The organism is Streptomyces sp. NPDC000075, assembly GCF_040301925.1.
GTDB lineage: Bacteria > Actinomycetota > Actinomycetes > Streptomycetales > Streptomycetaceae > Streptomyces > Streptomyces polychromogenes.
Genome location: NZ_JBEPFL010000001.1, coordinates 484,881 through 498,980, shown reverse-complemented (window position 1 = coordinate 498,980; position 14,100 = coordinate 484,881). Strand labels below are relative to the sequence as shown.

Below are 14,100 nucleotides of genomic sequence, written 5' to 3'. Positions count from 1 at the left end.
ACCCAATTAAAACCCCTCTCCCCCCCCCCCCCCCTCTTCCCCTCCGGCCCCCCCCCCCTCCGGCCCCGGGGGGGGCCCCCCCCCCCCCCACCGGGGGGGGGCGGGGGGGGGCCCCCCCCCGGCCCGGGTCGCCGTCAGTCCCGTGTGCCGGGGCTGACGGCGACCGCGACGAGGCTGACGTACGGCTCGTCCAGGGTGCCGTCGGGGAAGCGCCGCAGGAGGTGCGTGCGCTCCGCCGCCAGGAACTCGGCCGCGCCGTCCCCGTCGTGGACGATGAACGCCGAGTGCGTGGCCAGCTTCGCCAGGTGGAAGCCGACGGAGATGCGACGCGACCAGCGCAGTTCCCGGGTGCGCCACGGCAGCCCCGGGGGGAGGGTGCGGTCGGAGATGTAGCAGCCGTCGCCGAACCGCCCGACGATCCGTTCCTGCTGCTCGGCCACCCACTCCACGGACGGGTCCGGGTCGTTCCACAGCAGGGCGAGGGCTCCTCCGGGCCGCAGGACGCGCAGGGCCGAGGGCACGGCGCGTGCGGGGTCGGTCCAGTGCCAGGACTGGGCGTAGCCGACGAGGTCCAGCGAGCCGTCCGCCAGCGGGAGGCGGTTGCCGTCGCCGCGTACCAGCGGCACGTCGGGCAGGTCGCGCCGGAACCGCGCGGCCATGCCGGCGCCGGGTTCCACTCCGATCACCCGCGCCCCGCGCTCCCGCAGGGCGCGTGCGGCCAGTCCGGTCCCGGTGCCCACGTCGGCCACCCGGGCTCCGGCCAGCCGCAGCCCGGCCAGTTCCTCCAGCACGTCGAAGGCGGCCGCCGGATACTCCGGCCGGTGGGCGGCGTACGCGTGTGCGGCCCGGCTGAAGGCCAGGGCCCGCTCGTGGGCGGGGGTCTCGTGGGTCATGGACCGACTATGGCCCGGGGCGGCCCGGCGGAACAGGGCGCGCCCCCGGAGGCGGGGTCAGAACGCGAAGACGGCGTTGCCGTTGAGGGTCGCGGACATGTCGCAGGTGTTGGAGAAGGTGTGCTTCCAGGAGACCCGGCCGCCCTGCCAGACGCCGTCGGCCGTCACGGTGACCGGGGCGTAGTGCATCGGGCAGGCGCGGTTGACGTCGGGGGCGGCGAGGAGCCGGTCGAGGGTGCCCCCGGTGGAGTTCAGGGCGGTACAGGCGGCCTTGGGGTCGGGGTGGGTGCCCTGGGCGGTCGGCATGCAGCTGAGGGTGGCGGCGCGCAGGACGGTGGCGGCTGCGGCGTCGTCGCCCTGGGCGATGGAGAACACCATCGCGGAGGGGGCGTACAGGCTGGTGGGCTTTGCCTCCGCCATGCCGGTGGCGCCGGCCAGGCACAGGAGGGCGGCGGCGGAGACAGCAGCGAAGCGGTAGCGCACGACACAACTCACTTTCGATACGAAGGTTTAGCGCGGCAATTTCTTGCGTTGTCGCGCTCCGATGTGGCCGAGTCTGTCTGATGTGAAGGTGCTCCGCATATCGATGACCTGTTTACGGACAGACTGTTCGAATACCGGAGAACGAATGGTCGTTCGGGCAGCTCAGCCCGGGTGCGATCACTCCGTATCCGGATGCGGACAGGGGGTGATCGCCGGGTCGGGGCCGCCGGGCCGGGCGGCTGACCTGGCCCTTCGCACCCCGTGTACACCTGGAGTCCATTCAGCTTGTCCGGATTGATGCGGTTGCGGCTCCGTTGTCGTCGAGGTGGCCCCAGCGCCCCTGCCGGATCTGAACGGTCTGGGACGCGCCCCCGCACAGAACGCCGAGCACGAGGAACAGCACCAGCAGCGCCTTGGCCGGCGTACCGAGGAGCAGGGGCCGGGTCGCGGAGGGGACGGTTGCCGGAGCGGGGGGCAGGGGCTGCCCGGCCGGCGGCCCGTCGCCGAAGAGGCGCTTGGGGTAGGCGGAGGTCAGCATCATCGTGTACGCCTGGTAGCGCATCCGGTACCGCACCACCGCGGCGACGGCGCTGAACACGGGCCCGGGCATCCGCCCCAGCACCAGCGTGATCAGCCAGAACACCCAGCAGACGACGGCCAGGCCGTACTGCAGGACGGTGGTCACGATCGCCGCCGGAATCATCAGGACGAACCGGAACAGCACCGCCAGCCGGTTCAGCTCGCCGGGGCGCAGCTCGATGCGGACGGGGTGGCCCTGGCCCTCGAAGGAGAAGGGCGGGTACCGGTCCACCAGCAGCAGCGCGCTCGCCGTCACCCGGGTCTCGTACGCCAGGTAGCCGCCGAGGAAGTCGGCGACGCCGGCCGGGAGGCGGCCCGTGAACAGGGCGGCGAACCAGCCGACGATCGTCACGAAGAAGGCGGCGATGCCGAGGACCGCCGTGACGATGAACTGGGGCAGGAGCAGCAGGAAGCGCAGCAGGACCGTCCAGCGCCGCTGGCGGTCCGGCGGCGGGACGTCGAGTTCCGGCAGGTGTTCGGCCTGCGGGTGTCCGCCCTCGGGCGGGCGGGGGTTCCAGGCTGTGGTCATGGGGCGCTCCTGCCGTCGGTGGGCGCGCCGGCCCCGCTGGCGGTCCCGGCCGGGCCGGGGGCCTGGGGCTGTGCGCGTACGCCCTGCCAGGGGTACCTCGCGGAACGCCTCATTCCAAGGATCCCGGGCTGTACGGGGCCGCTCGTTGCCCTGAAGGGCCCCCACGCCGGGAACGCGGGAGCGCCGGCCCCCCGTCTCCTCGACGGGGGGCCGGCGCTCCGGAAGGGGTGCGGCGGCGGCTCAGGCCGTGGCGGGCTCCGCCGGGGCGGGAGCGGCCGGGGTGTCGGCCTCGGCCTCGGCCTCGGGCCGGGGGATGCGGTGCAGGCCCCGGCGGTCGTAGAAGGCGGTGACGGCGAAGCCGAAGACCAGGGCGGCGGCGAGGGCGATGCCCATCGAGGCCCAGGCCCGGGTCAGGCCGGCGTCGGCCTGGGCGCCGTAGTAGAGCAGGGAGCGCAGGCCCTCGGTGATCTGGCGCAGGGGCTCGAACTCGGAGAGCCCGCGGAAGAACCCGGGCAGCGCCTGGAGCGGCACGGTGGCGCCGGAGGAGGGGACGGCCATCGCGACGAAGACGACGGTGGCGAGCAGCATGCCCGGGGTGCCGAAGGCGGCGAACAGGGCGAGGCTGCCGATGCCGACGACGGCGATGGTGGCGACCGAGTACAGCCACAGGTGGCCGAGGTGGGAGGCGTCCATGTCGAGGATGCCGACGGTGGCGACCTCGACCAGGGAGCCCATCAGCACGGACAGGCCGAGCATCAGCGCCATGCCGATGGCCAGGGTGCGGACGCGGCTGGTGTGCTGGACGGGCTCGCGCTTGCGGAAGGGGCCGAAGTCGGTGTGCAGGTAGCCGAGGGCGGTGTCGACCTGGGAGTTGACCAGGTTGGCGCCGAGCATGCCGCAGACGACGAGGACGAGGGCGTAGTAGAAGGCGCTCAGGCCCATGGCGCTGCGGGCGCCGAGGGGGTGGCCGTCGGCGACGGTGACGGTCACCGGGTCGGCGAGCTTGAGCTGGGCGGCCGGCGGCAGCTGGACCTTCTGGGCCGCGGCCTGCTTGAGGAGCTCCTGGCCGATCTGGGCGGAGGCGGCGTGGGCGGCCTTCTGGGCGGCCTGGGAGGACATGGAGGAGCCGATGCTGCCGGCGGACTGGTTGGTCAGCACGTTCATCACCGGCGGGGCGGGCTGCTTGCCCGGTGCGGCCTGAGGGGCGCCGAGGGCGGTCACCGTGGCACTGAAGTCCTGCGGGATGACCAGGGCGCCGAAGACCTTGCCGCTGCCGAGGCGCTTGTCGGCCTCCTCGCGGCTGACCGGCTGCCAGTCGATGCTCTTGTCGTTCTCGGCGGCCTTGCGTATGCCGGCGACGACCTGTTCGCCCAGTGCGACGTGGCGGCCGCCCGCGTCGGCTCCGGCGTCGGCGTTGACCAGGGCCACGGGCAGGTCGCGCAGGTTGCCTCTGGGGTTGACGTTGCCGCCCACGTAGAGCAGGGCGAACAGCATCGAGACCACTGCGGCGATGAGCCCCGTTCCGATCCACAGCTGGGGTCGGCGGAGCACGGAGCGGGGCGTGGGGTGGGGCATCGGTTCTCCGGGATCTTCCGGTGCGGCTGCGGTCGGCTGCCTGGGCCGCGTTCCTCAACTGGATACTTCTGGTATCCAGCTACTGGATACTGGCAGTATCTTGTTGTGGTGTCCAATCGCCGCAAGCGCCGGTGCCGGAAACCGGACCGGATGACCGGCAGGGAGGCCGTATGAAGATCTCGGAGCTCAGCCGGCGGACCGGCGTACCGGTCGCCAGCATCAAGTACTTCCGGCGCCAGGGCCTGCTGCCCGCGGGCCGCGCGACCGCCGCGACCCTGGCCGAGTACGGGGAGGAGCACGCGGAGCGGCTCCGGCTGATCAAGGCGCTGACCACGCTCGGCGGCCTGTCCATCGCCGCCACCCGCGAGGTCCTCGGCGCGGTCGACCAGGCCCACACCACCGAGGGCGCCCTCGGGGCGATCAGCTACGCCCTTCCGGTACCGGTGGCCTCCTCCGCGGCCGGCGTGGACGAGGACGGGGACGCGGAGGCCGAGGAGGCCGCCGCCGCCGAGGTGGCGGAGCTGCTGGCGGACCTGGACTGGCGGGCGCCGGGCGCGTCACCGCACGTACGGGGGCTCACGACGGCCCTCAAGGAGCTGCGGCGGCTGGACGCCGGGTACGCCCCGGGCGAGCTGGCCGCGTACGCCCGGCTCGCCGAGTCGGTGGCCCGGCTGGACCTGGAGCGGGCGGAGTGCCTCGACGACCCGCTGGCCCTGGCCGAGCGGGCCGTGATCGTCTTCGCGATCTGCGCCCCGGTCTTCGAGCTGCTGCGGCGCCTCGCCCAGGAGGACCGGGTCCGGCGCCGCCTGGAGGACGCGGACGCCGCCGGCGCGCCGTCGGGGTGCGGGCCGCACTGAGGCGGGCCCGTCACCCGTTCGCGGGGAGCGTGACGACGTGGGTTTGGGCAGGGCGAGTTGGCCGGAATGCGACCCCGCCCGCCCGGGTCGTACGGCTCCCCTGTACTGCCGGGGGACGTGCCCGGCGCCGCGCCGGGCGGAATCGCGAGGGGGACCGGGTATGGCCGAGTGGGTGGATCGGGTCGACGAGCACGACCGGGTGCTGGGCGTGGTGGAGCGCGGTGAGGCCATCGAGCGGCGGTGGCTGCACCGGGTGGCCACGGTGGTGTGCCGGGACGCCGGGGGCCGGGTGCTCGTGCACCGCCGCCCGGACGAGGACTCGCGCTTCCCTGGCGCCTACAACTGGCTGCTCGGCGGGGGCGTGGAGGCCGGTGAGGAGTACGGGGCCGCCGCCGGGCGGGAGCTGGCGGAGGAGCTCGGGACGACGGCGCCGGTGCGCTTCCGGTTCAAGTTCCTGTGCCAGGGGGTGATCTCCCCGTACTGGCTGGCGTGCACGAGGCGCTGATCACGGGGACGCCGTCGCCCGACCCGGGGGAGGTCGCCTGGTGGGGGTGGGTCGAGGAGGAGGCCTTGCCGGGGCTGATGGCGCGGTGGCCGTTCGTCCCGGACTCGGTGGAGGCCTACGCCCGGTACCGGGCGCTCGACGGCTGAGCGGCCGGGGGCGCAGGGCCGGCCGCTCACACCCAGGTGTAGGTCTCGTCCGTGACGGCGTCCAGCGCGGCGTCGGCGACCGTCGCACGCGGGTCGGGCAGCGCGGCGAGGGCGGGGCCGAGGGGCGGGAAGAGCGGCAGGGCGGCGGTCTGTCGGTAGTCGATCCACTCGATGACGCCGATGTCGTGGCCGCCGTCGGGGAGTTCGTCGTGTTCGTACGCGGCGAGGGACGCACGCACGTCGGGGGTGACGTGCAGGCGGTAGACGAGGTGGAGCTTGCGGGGCGGCGGGGTGGGGCCCGGGCGGGTGACGCGCTGGTCGACGACCCAGAGCAGGTCGCCGCCCTCGGCCCGGTCGGTGTCCAGGGCGAGTTCCTCCTCCAGCTCGCGGCGCAGGGCGGCGGTGAGGTCCTCGCCGTCCTCGACGTTCCCTCCGGGCGGGGTGTAGTGGACGGCGCCGTCGCGGTCCCGGCGGATGAGGGCGACCTCGTCGCCGCAGAAGACGAGGGCCCCGACGCGGATCTTGACGCGGGAGAACGGGACGGGCTGCCGGGGCGGGGTGTTGGCCATGGGGCCCAGTATCGGGGGCCGCGCCCCGGGTCCGCCCCGGCGGGCCACGTCCGTGCGGCTCAGGGGTGGGTGGGGGTGTGGGTCCAGGGGCGGAGTTTCTCCGGGTTGCGGACCGCCCAGATGCGGGTGATGCGGTCCTCCGTGAGGCCGAAGGCCGCCACCGTCACCGTGGCGCCGGCACGTTGGGCCACCAGGCCGGGGCGGCCGTTGACGGTGCGTTCCAGGAGGGTCAGGTCCGGGGAGAGGCCGGCGATGTACGTCAGGTAGCGGGCGATGTCCTGGCCGCCCTCGATCGTGCGCCGGACGGTGCTGACCAGGCCGCCGCCGTCGGCCGTCATCACGGCGTCGGGGTCCAGGAGGGCGACCAGGGTCTTGATGTCGCCCGCCTGCCACGCCTCCTTGAAGTCCCGGAGCACGGAGGCCTGTCGGGGGGCCGGGGGTGCGGGGCGCCGGTGCGCGCCGACGCGGCGGCGGCCCGAGGAGGCCAGCTGGCGGCAGGCCGCCGGGGTGCGGCCGACGATGCCGGCTATCTCGGGGAAGGAGTACCGGAAGACGTCGTGCAGGACGAACGCCACGCGTTCGGCCGGGGTCATCGACTCCAGGACGACGAGGAAGGCCATGTCCACCGAATCGTCCACGGTGACCCGGTCCGCGGGGTCGGCCGCTCCCGGCGGTGCGGCGGGCCACTGCGTGCGGTCGGGCAGGGGTTCGGGGATCCACTCGCCGACGTAGCGTTCGCGGCGGACGCGGGCCGAGCCGAGCACGTCCAGGCAGATCCGGCCGACGACCGTCGTCAGCCAGGCGGCCGGGGACTCGACGGCCGCCCGCCGCCGTTCCGTGATCGCGTACCAGCGGGCGTAGGCCTCCTGGACCGCGTCCTCGGCCTCGGTGAGCGAACCGAGCAGCCGGTAGGCCAGGTTGGTCAGGTGCCGTCGCTCGCCGTCGATCAGGCTCGGGCCGGGCTCGGGTGGGGTGCTCATGGCGCGGCCGCTCCTCGGGGCTGCTCGCCCCCGCCTCACACTTCGGGGGGCTGCGTCGTCGTAACGGCGAGACAGTACCGACCACGGCCGCAAGGCAGAGAGACGGGGGCCTTCCATGGCGACCATCGAGACGACGACCACCCGGCGGACCGCGCCGGCGTTCCTTCAGGCCGCGGTGGCCGTGCAGACGCTGGCCATCTTCTTCCAGGCCGGCACCGCCGGACTGCTGCTGTCCACCTCGTACGGCGAGACGCTGCACGGCGTCGGAGCGCGTGTGATGTACGGGGCGTCGATGCTGTACGTGCTCGCGGCGGTCCTGGCGTGGCGGCCGGGGGGCGGGTCGCCCCGCCCCGTGCTGTACGCGTCCGGGTTCCTCGTGCTGGCCTCGGTGCAGGTGGTCCTGGGCATCGCGCACGTCCCTTCGGTCCATGTCCCGCTGGGGGTCCTGATGTTCGGGCTGAGCGTGCTGGACCTGGCGCGGCGGCGCCGGGCCTGACGCGGGCGCTGACGGGTACCCGGCCGGCTATCCCGGGACGTGGAAGCCGTCGAAGAGGTCGTCCATCCCCCGCAGGGCCAGGCGGACCGGGGTCGCGCGGACGGCGAGGTCGCGGAGGGCCGCCGCCAACGGGTTGCGCAGGGCGCCCAGGCGGCCGACACGGCGTGCGCGTACCCGTACGGCGTCGGTGCGGTCGCGGCGGGCCGCGGTGTACGCGGCCAGGGCGGCCGCGACCGGGTCCCGGCCGTCACCGCCCGCCCGGCCCGCCGGGCCCGCAGCGCTGTCGGGGTCCCCCTCACCTCCGGTGCCGTCCGGGGTGTCGCCGCGCGGGAGCAGCCGGGCCAGGACCACCGCGTCCTCGATGGCCTGGCAGCCGCCCTGGCCCAGGTTGGGGGCCATCGCGTGGGCGGCGTCCCCGAGCCAGGCGATCCGCCCCCGGTGGAGGGCCGGGAGCGGGGCGGCGAGGTCGTAGAGGTCGTTCCGGAGGATCTCGGCCGGGTCGAGCCGGCCCACCCGCTCCAGCAGCGCCGGGATGGGGTCGTGCCAGGAGCCGAAGCGGCGCAGCAGCTCGGCCCTCGGGTCGGCCGACCGGGTCCCGGCGGGCAGGACGGCGGTGGCGTAGAGGTAGAACCGGCCGTCGGACAGCGGGGTCACACCGAACCGGGCCCCCCTCCCCCAGGTCTCGCTCATGGCCGGTACGTCCAGCTCCGGGGCGTTGACGAGGACCCGCCAGGCGGTCTCCCCGAGGTAGCGCAGCCCCGGATGCGCGGGGAAGTGCGCCCGGCGCAGCGGGCTGTGGATGCCGTCGGCGGCGACCACCAGATCGGCGGGAAGGTCCGGCCCGGAACCCGTCCGCACGACCGGACGGCCGCCGCCCTGGTCGACGCCCGTCACAGCGGTGCCGTAGCGGATGCGGCCCGGTGGCAGGCCGGCCGCCAGGGCGGCGGTGAAGGCCGGGCGCGGGACGGCGATCGGGGCCAGACCGTAGCGGGACGCCAGGTACGCGGTCCCGGTACGGGTCAGCCACCGCCCGCCTCGGTCGCGTACGCCCATCCACGCGGGGACGGCGCTGCCGGCGGCGTGGGCGGCGTCGACGCCGATGGCCTCCAGGGCGCGCAGGGCGTTGGGGGCGAGGCCGATCCCGGCGCCGGTGACGGGCTGTCGCGGCGCGCGTTCGCAGACGGTGACGTGCCAGCCCCGCCGGTGCAGCGCGAGTGCGGCGGTCAGGCCGCCGATCCCGGCACCGGCCACCACCGCGTGACGCTTCGGCATGCACCACCCCTTCGCCCGGGCCGGGCACCGCCCCGCCCCGCCGCTGCGGGGGCCACTCTACGACCGCCGCGCGGGGGCCCGTCCAGGCGGCCGTCCGGCGCGGGCCGGGCACCGCCGCGACCCCCGCGGCCGCCACGCCGGCCGCATGACGCGGGCCCCTCGGGGCAGACGCACGCATCACCGCGAGGAGGCCGCCATGTCGAACCGGCTGCTCATGAGGACGCATCGGCACGCCCGTCTGCTCGGTCCGGGCGACCGGCACGAGAGCTGTGACGAACGGGCGGACCGGCTGTGGGGGGAACTCCTGCACGAGGTGCGCGTCGCCCTCACGGCGGTCCAGCTGCTCCTCGCGTTCCTGCTGGCCGCGCCCTTCACCCAGGTCTTCGCCCACCTGCCGGCCACGGACCACCTCCTCTACGTGGTCTGCGTGGTGCTCGGTGGCGCGGCCACCGGAGCCCTGACCGCGCCCGTGTGCCTGCACCGCCTCGTCACCGGCCTCGGCGTCAAACCCGAGGCCGTGGTCTGGGCCGCGCGCCTGACGCTGACGGGGCTCGTGCTCCTGCTGGGCATGGTCGCCCTCGCCCTGCTGATCGTGCTGCGCACCGTCCTGGGGGCGCGGACCGCCCTGACGGTGGACGTGATGGTGGTGGTGTGGTGCGCGGGCTGCTGGCTCGTCCCCACCGCCCTCGTCCGCCGAACGGCGGTGCTGCGCCGAGGCTCCGCCCCGCTCGACGTGGAGCCGTGACGGGGCCGTGAGAGCGGGGCCGAAAAAATCCGGCTCGTACGCATACGCGCCCGCCCGCCGGGCAGGCGCCGGGGGAACCCAGTCCAGGAGGTGAGCACGCATGGCAGCGGGCAAGAAGGCCAAGAACATGGGCAAGGACGTCAAGGGCAAGGTCAAGGAGACCACCGGCAAGGCCCTCGGAAACGAGAGCCTCGAAGCGAAGGGGCGCGCCGAACAGGCGATCGCCGACGCGAAGCAGACCGGGCAGAAGGCCAAGGACACCATGAAGCACTAGCCGGGCGTCCCAGCCGCGTGGAGGCCGCCGTCCCTGAGGACGGCGGCCTCTACGCGGGTGCCGGACACCCGGTCAGCGACGGCGCCTGCGGCGCGGACGCCGCTCCTCCTCCCGCTGTTCGGGTTCCTCTTCCGGTTCCTCCTCCTCTTCGTCCTCTTCGTCCTCGGCCTCCTCGGCCTCCTCCTCGTCCTCCTCCCCGGCGTCGGGCTCTTCTTCCTCCTCGTCGTACTCCTCGGCCTCGGCCTCGCCCTCGGCCTCGCCCTCGTCCTGGTCCTCGCCCTGGTCCTCGCCCTGGTCCTCGCCCTGGTCCTCCTCCCGCCGCTCCTCCTCGACGGCCTCCTCGTGGGTGGTCACCACCTCGCCGTCACGGATCTCCCCGCGCCACCCTTCGGGGTCGTCGTCGCCGGAGAGCGTCACATGGCGCAGGAAGTGCTTCAGGTCCAGCCGCATGCGGCGGCCCTGGGCGCGCCAGAGGTTGCCCGTGCGTTCGAAGAGGCCGGAGGGGTAGTACTCGACGACCAGCAGCACACGTGTGAGGGACGGGCCCAGCTCGTGGAAGCTGACGCATCCCCGCGTGGTCCCCTTGGGCCCGTCCGAGGTCCAGACGATCCGTTCGTCGGGGATCTGCTCCTGGACGGTGGCCTTCCAGCTACGGGTGGACGGGCCGACCTTGACCTTCCACGCCGAGGTCGTGTCGTCGTCCTGGGACACGCTGCGCACGCCCTTGGCGAAACCGCTGAAGTCCTCGAACCGGGTCCAGTGGTCGTAGGCGGTGCGCACCGGTACGCCGATGTCGACGGATTCGGCGATGTGGGTGGGCTTGGATCCGCCCTTGCGGCTCTTGCCCCCGCCGCCGCCCAGCAGGCCGCCGCCGACCTCCTTGGCCTTGTCCACGAGGCTGCCCAGCGAGCCGCCGACGGCGGCCTTGAGGGGCGAGTCGCCCTGGAGCATCCGGCTGCCGATCCCGGCGAGGGACCCTTGCCCGTCCGCCACGTCGTAGAGCTGGTCGGTGAGGTCGTCGATCTTGTCCGCGGCCTTGTCGGCCAGGTTTTCGGCCTGTGCCGTCAGGTAGCCGCCCAGTTCGCCGAGCAGCTGGTCCATGGGGGACGTCTTGCCCCCGGAACGGGAGCGTTCCCTGGTGGCCATGGCCCTACCTCCGGGTCGACGGCTTGCGCGCCGACGACTTCTTCGCCGGTGCGGCGGTCTTCTTGGCCCCTGTGCTGCGGGCCGTACGGCCGGCGGCGGTCTTCTTCGCCGGCGCTCGCTTGGCCGCCGTCTTCTTCGCGGGCGGCTTGGCGGCGGGCCTCTTCGCGGCCGGCCTCTTCACCGCGGTCTTCTTCGCGGTGGTCTTCTTCGCGGCGGCCTTCTTCGCCGGAGCGCGCCGCGGGGAGGAGGTCTTCTTCGCCGGGGCGGCCGCCTTCTTCGCCGGCTTGCTCCGGGAGGCGGTCTTCTTCGCCGGCGCCGCCGTCTTGCGGGACGCGGACGTGCGCGACGGCGTCCGGGCCGGCGTGGAGGGCCGCGCGGGGGCCCGGCGGGAACGCGGCGCCGTCCGTGTCCTGCGCGGCTCCTCGTCCTCCTCGCCTTCGTCCTCCTCGTCCTCCTCGTCCTCCTGTTCCGGTTCCTCCTCCGGCTCTTCGTCCTCCTGTGCCTCGTCCCGTTCCTCGTCCCGGTCTTCGTCCTCGTACTCGCTCTCGTCCTCGTCCTCGTAGGGCTCCTCGTCCTCGTAGTCCCGGCCGTCGTCCTCTTCGTATGCGTCCTCGTCCTCCGCCTTGTCCTCAGGGCCCCGGGTGAGCTCGAGGGTGCGCTCGTGGAGCGTGTCGGCCAGGCCGGACAGCTGGCGGTTGGCGGCCGCGGCGAGGGCCTTGCGGCCCGCCGCGAAGGCTTCGCCGCGCACCTGTTCACCGAGCTCGGCGACCTGCGGGATGTCTCCGAGCTTCTTCAGGCCCTGCGTCATCAGCTGGCCCGGGTCGAGGCCGAACCTGCGGCCCGCGAGGTAGGTGGCCAGGGACAGGGCCATGCGACCCTTCTTCGCCCGGCCCAGCACGTAGCCCCCCGCGATGGCGGCTGCCAGGGCGATCTTGCTCGCGTCGTCCATCAGCCTGGTCCCTTCCGAAGGTGGTGGGTCGACGCGCCGTGCCGGCGGTGGCCGGCCCGCGCGATATGTACAGGCCTGCTCGCACCAGCGCCGAATATGCGGCATATGCCAAAAAAGTTCTGTTGATGAGGTGTGTCCCTCGCTCACCTGGGGAGGGGCGCTAGTCCATGGAGATTCGTTCACGAGGGGAGCACATGGCCACGCGACGACCGGCCCGCAGGCGCGGCGCGCCCGGCGCGGCCGCGGTACTCCGGGCCGCCGCCGAGCAGCTGGCCGAGCTGCTGGGACGCCCGCCCGACTCGGTGTCCTCCGTCAAACCCACGGAGGACGGCTGGGAGGCGGTCGTGGAGGTGGTCGAACTGGAGCGCATCCCCGACACCACCAGCGTCATGGGCAGTTACACCGTCGCGCTGGACGAGGAAGGCGAACTGATCTCCTACGAGAGGACCCGGCGGTACAGCCGGGGCGCGGTCGACCGGCCGGGCCGCTGACGCCGGACGACCGGTACGGAAGGGAAGCGACGCCATGACGATGATGCCGCAGGGAGCGGGAACGGCCGTCAGGGGTGACGGCGGGGGCGGCAGCTCCAGCAGTCTCTACGACGTCCTGGAACTCATCCTCGACCGGGGAATGGTCATCGACGTCTTCGTGCGCGTCTCCCTGGTCGGGATCGAGCTGGTGAAGATCGACGCACGCATCGTCGTCGCCAGCGTGGACACCTACCTGCGTTTCGCCGAGGCGTGCAACCGGCTCGACCTGGAAACCGGCCGCAAGGCCCCCGCACAGCTCCCGGACGTCGTCGGGGACATGGTCGAGGGCGGCAGCCGCGGCAAGACCAAGGGCGCCCTCAGCGGCGCGGTCGAGGCGGTGAAGCAGTCGCTCACCGGCGGAAACGACGACGAGTACGAGGACGAGGACGAGAACGAGGAGCCGGAGGAGCAGGAGGAGGACGAGGACGAGGAGCCGGAGGCGGAACCGGAAGAGCGGCCCGTCCGGCGCCGCAGGACGGCGCGCCGGCCGGCGCGGCGGGAGAGGGAGTGACCCATGGCCGTCTACGTGTACGCGGTGACCCGGCGCGAGCATCCCTGCCGCCTGGACGGACTCACCGGCGTCGGCCCGGGGGACCCGCCCGTCCGGGTGGTGGAGAGCGGAGAGCTGCGGGCCGTGGTCAGTGACGTGGGCGAGGAGGAGATCCGCCCCCGGCGGCGGGACCTGATCGCCCACCAGGCGGTCCTGGACCGCCTCCTGGCCGACGGGACCCCCCTGCCGCTGCAGTTCGGCTACGTCGCACCGGACGACGGGGCCGTACGGCAGGTCCTGGACGAGCGGGCGGACACCTACCTCGACGCCCTGGCGGGCGTCCAGGGGTGCGCCGAGTACAACGTCAAGGCCGAACAGGAGGAGGGGGCCCTGCTGCGCGGGATCCTCGCCGACTCGCCGCGCGCCAGCGGCCTCAACGAGGAGATCCTCGCCGGGGACACCGACCCGCGGCTGCCCCTGGAGCTGGGCCGGCTGGTCGCCGGCGAGGTGGAACGGCGCCGCTCGCACGCCTCGGCCGAACTCATCCGCGCCCTGGCGCCGACCGCCCGGGCGTACGTCGTGCACCCGCCGACCGGCGAGGACTTCCTCAACCTCTCCCTGCTCGTCCCCCGCGACGGCGAGCGCTCCTTCCTCGACGCGCACACCGAGCTCGCCCGCGACACCGACTCCGGTGTACGGACCAGGGTGGCCGGGCCGCTCCCGCCGTACAGCTTCGTCCCGTGAGGCCCCGGCCGCTGCACGCACCAACGCCCTGACGAGACCGCCGAGAGGAGGGTGGGCCATGGGACTGCTCACCCAGCTGATCACCGCGCCCCTGCTACCGGTACGCGCCGCGCTGTGGGCGGCGGAGCGCGTGGCCCGTGAGGCGGAGGCCCGCTACTACGACCCCCGCCCCGTGTGGGCCGCGCTCGCGGACCTCGAACACCGGCTGGTGGAGGGGGAGATCGACCAGGAGACGTTCGACCGCGAGGAGGACGTGCTGCTGGACCGTCTGAGCGAGATCGAGGCGTACCGCGGCCCCGACCGGTGACGCGGACCGGTGACCCGACCCGACGAGACCT

At 74.0% G+C, this 14,100-nt stretch carries 17 protein-coding genes and 1 pseudogene; 9 read left to right on the top strand and 9 right to left on the bottom strand.

Annotated elements, in window-relative coordinates:
- Positions 1-134: 134 nt before the first annotated feature.
- The 4 genes from ABT403_RS02150 to ABT403_RS02135 all read right to left on the bottom strand — a co-directional run bounded on the left by ABT403_RS02150 (position 135) and on the right by ABT403_RS02135 (position 4,059).
- The gene (locus tag ABT403_RS02150) at positions 135-893 is read right to left on the bottom strand and encodes a class I SAM-dependent methyltransferase (protein WP_344166992.1); all 759 of its coding nucleotides are present in this window, start codon (positions 891-893) and stop codon (positions 135-137) included.
- Between the two features lie 57 nt (positions 894-950).
- Positions 951-1,313 (bottom strand): subtilase-type protease inhibitor, encoded by a 363-nt coding sequence (locus ABT403_RS02145; protein WP_425580328.1) that lies wholly within the window; start codon positions 1,311-1,313, stop codon positions 951-953.
- A gap of 343 nt (positions 1,314-1,656) precedes the next feature.
- Positions 1,657-2,484, bottom strand: a complete 828-nt coding sequence (locus ABT403_RS02140) for a DUF4389 domain-containing protein (RefSeq protein WP_344166996.1) — start codon at positions 2,482-2,484, stop codon at positions 1,657-1,659.
- 240 nt (positions 2,485-2,724) lie between these two features.
- A complete protein-coding gene (locus ABT403_RS02135) occupies positions 2,725-4,059 on the bottom strand; it encodes a YhgE/Pip domain-containing protein (RefSeq protein ID WP_344166998.1) in 1,335 nt (444 codons plus the stop codon).
- Positions 4,060-4,229: 170 nt separating this feature from the next.
- Between ABT403_RS02135 and ABT403_RS02130 the strand changes: the two genes are divergently transcribed.
- Together ABT403_RS02130 and ABT403_RS02125 are read left to right on the top strand one after the other, a co-directional pair.
- Positions 4,230-4,916 (top strand): MerR family transcriptional regulator, encoded by a 687-nt coding sequence (locus ABT403_RS02130; protein ID WP_344167000.1) that lies wholly within the window; start codon positions 4,230-4,232, stop codon positions 4,914-4,916.
- A 160-nt stretch (positions 4,917-5,076) separates the two neighbouring features.
- Positions 5,077-5,567 (top strand): annotated as a pseudogene (locus ABT403_RS02125) (NUDIX hydrolase).
- 26 nt (positions 5,568-5,593) lie between these two features.
- On the opposite strand, the gene ABT403_RS02120 reads toward ABT403_RS02125, so the two are convergent.
- Together ABT403_RS02120 and sigJ are read right to left on the bottom strand one after the other, a co-directional pair.
- Positions 5,594-6,136: an NUDIX hydrolase gene (locus ABT403_RS02120; protein ID WP_344167002.1), complete on the bottom strand. Its 543-nt coding sequence runs from the start codon at positions 6,134-6,136 to the stop codon at positions 5,594-5,596.
- A gap of 59 nt (positions 6,137-6,195) precedes the next feature.
- The gene (sigJ, locus tag ABT403_RS02115) at positions 6,196-7,116 is read right to left on the bottom strand and encodes an RNA polymerase sigma factor SigJ (RefSeq protein WP_344167004.1); all 921 of its coding nucleotides are present in this window, start codon (positions 7,114-7,116) and stop codon (positions 6,196-6,198) included.
- A 115-nt stretch (positions 7,117-7,231) separates the two neighbouring features.
- Here sigJ and ABT403_RS02110 point away from each other — a divergent pair, with 115 nt between their 5' ends.
- The gene (locus tag ABT403_RS02110; RefSeq protein WP_344167006.1) at positions 7,232-7,612 is read left to right on the top strand and encodes a hypothetical protein; all 381 of its coding nucleotides are present in this window, start codon (positions 7,232-7,234) and stop codon (positions 7,610-7,612) included.
- 27 nt (positions 7,613-7,639) lie between these two features.
- On the opposite strand, the gene ABT403_RS02105 is transcribed toward ABT403_RS02110, so the two are convergent.
- Positions 7,640-8,884 (bottom strand): FAD-dependent monooxygenase, encoded by a 1,245-nt coding sequence (locus ABT403_RS02105; RefSeq protein WP_344167008.1) that lies wholly within the window; start codon positions 8,882-8,884, stop codon positions 7,640-7,642.
- A gap of 196 nt (positions 8,885-9,080) precedes the next feature.
- Here ABT403_RS02105 and ABT403_RS02100 point away from each other — a divergent pair, with 196 nt between their 5' ends.
- Together ABT403_RS02100 and ABT403_RS02095 are read left to right on the top strand one after the other, a co-directional pair.
- Entirely contained in the window at positions 9,081-9,629 is a 549-nt protein-coding gene (locus tag ABT403_RS02100; protein ID WP_344167010.1) for a DUF6328 family protein, read from the top strand.
- A 100-nt stretch (positions 9,630-9,729) separates the two neighbouring features.
- Positions 9,730-9,903: a CsbD family protein gene (locus ABT403_RS02095; RefSeq protein ID WP_344167012.1), complete on the top strand. Its 174-nt coding sequence runs from the start codon at positions 9,730-9,732 to the stop codon at positions 9,901-9,903.
- Positions 9,904-9,975: 72 nt separating this feature from the next.
- Here ABT403_RS02095 and ABT403_RS02090 read toward each other — a convergent pair whose 3' ends face one another.
- Complete coding sequence (locus ABT403_RS02090; RefSeq protein WP_344167014.1) at positions 9,976-11,049, bottom strand: SRPBCC family protein; 1,074 nt, start codon at positions 11,047-11,049, stop codon at positions 9,976-9,978.
- A 4-nt stretch (positions 11,050-11,053) separates the two neighbouring features.
- The gene (locus tag ABT403_RS02085; protein ID WP_344167016.1) at positions 11,054-11,998 is read right to left on the bottom strand and encodes a histone protein; all 945 of its coding nucleotides are present in this window, start codon (positions 11,996-11,998) and stop codon (positions 11,054-11,056) included.
- 194 nt (positions 11,999-12,192) lie between these two features.
- Between ABT403_RS02085 and ABT403_RS02080 the strand changes: the two genes are divergently transcribed.
- From ABT403_RS02080 to ABT403_RS02065, 4 genes are read left to right on the top strand one after another with little or no spacing between them, the layout of a single operon-like run.
- On the top strand, positions 12,193-12,489 hold the full coding sequence (locus tag ABT403_RS02080) for a gas vesicle protein GvpO (protein WP_344167018.1): 297 nt from the start codon (positions 12,193-12,195) through the stop codon (positions 12,487-12,489).
- Positions 12,490-12,523: 34 nt separating this feature from the next.
- Positions 12,524-13,039 carry a gas vesicle protein GvpJ gene (gene gvpJ, locus ABT403_RS02075; RefSeq protein ID WP_344167020.1) on the top strand — a complete coding sequence of 172 codons (516 nt, stop codon included), beginning with the start codon at positions 12,524-12,526 and terminating at the stop codon, positions 13,037-13,039.
- A gap of 3 nt (positions 13,040-13,042) precedes the next feature.
- The gene (locus tag ABT403_RS02070) at positions 13,043-13,762 is read left to right on the top strand and encodes a GvpL/GvpF family gas vesicle protein (RefSeq protein WP_344167022.1); all 720 of its coding nucleotides are present in this window, start codon (positions 13,043-13,045) and stop codon (positions 13,760-13,762) included.
- A 58-nt stretch (positions 13,763-13,820) separates the two neighbouring features.
- The gene (locus tag ABT403_RS02065; protein ID WP_344167024.1) at positions 13,821-14,069 is read left to right on the top strand and encodes a gas vesicle protein GvpG; all 249 of its coding nucleotides are present in this window, start codon (positions 13,821-13,823) and stop codon (positions 14,067-14,069) included.
- Positions 14,070-14,100 lie beyond the last annotated feature (31 nt).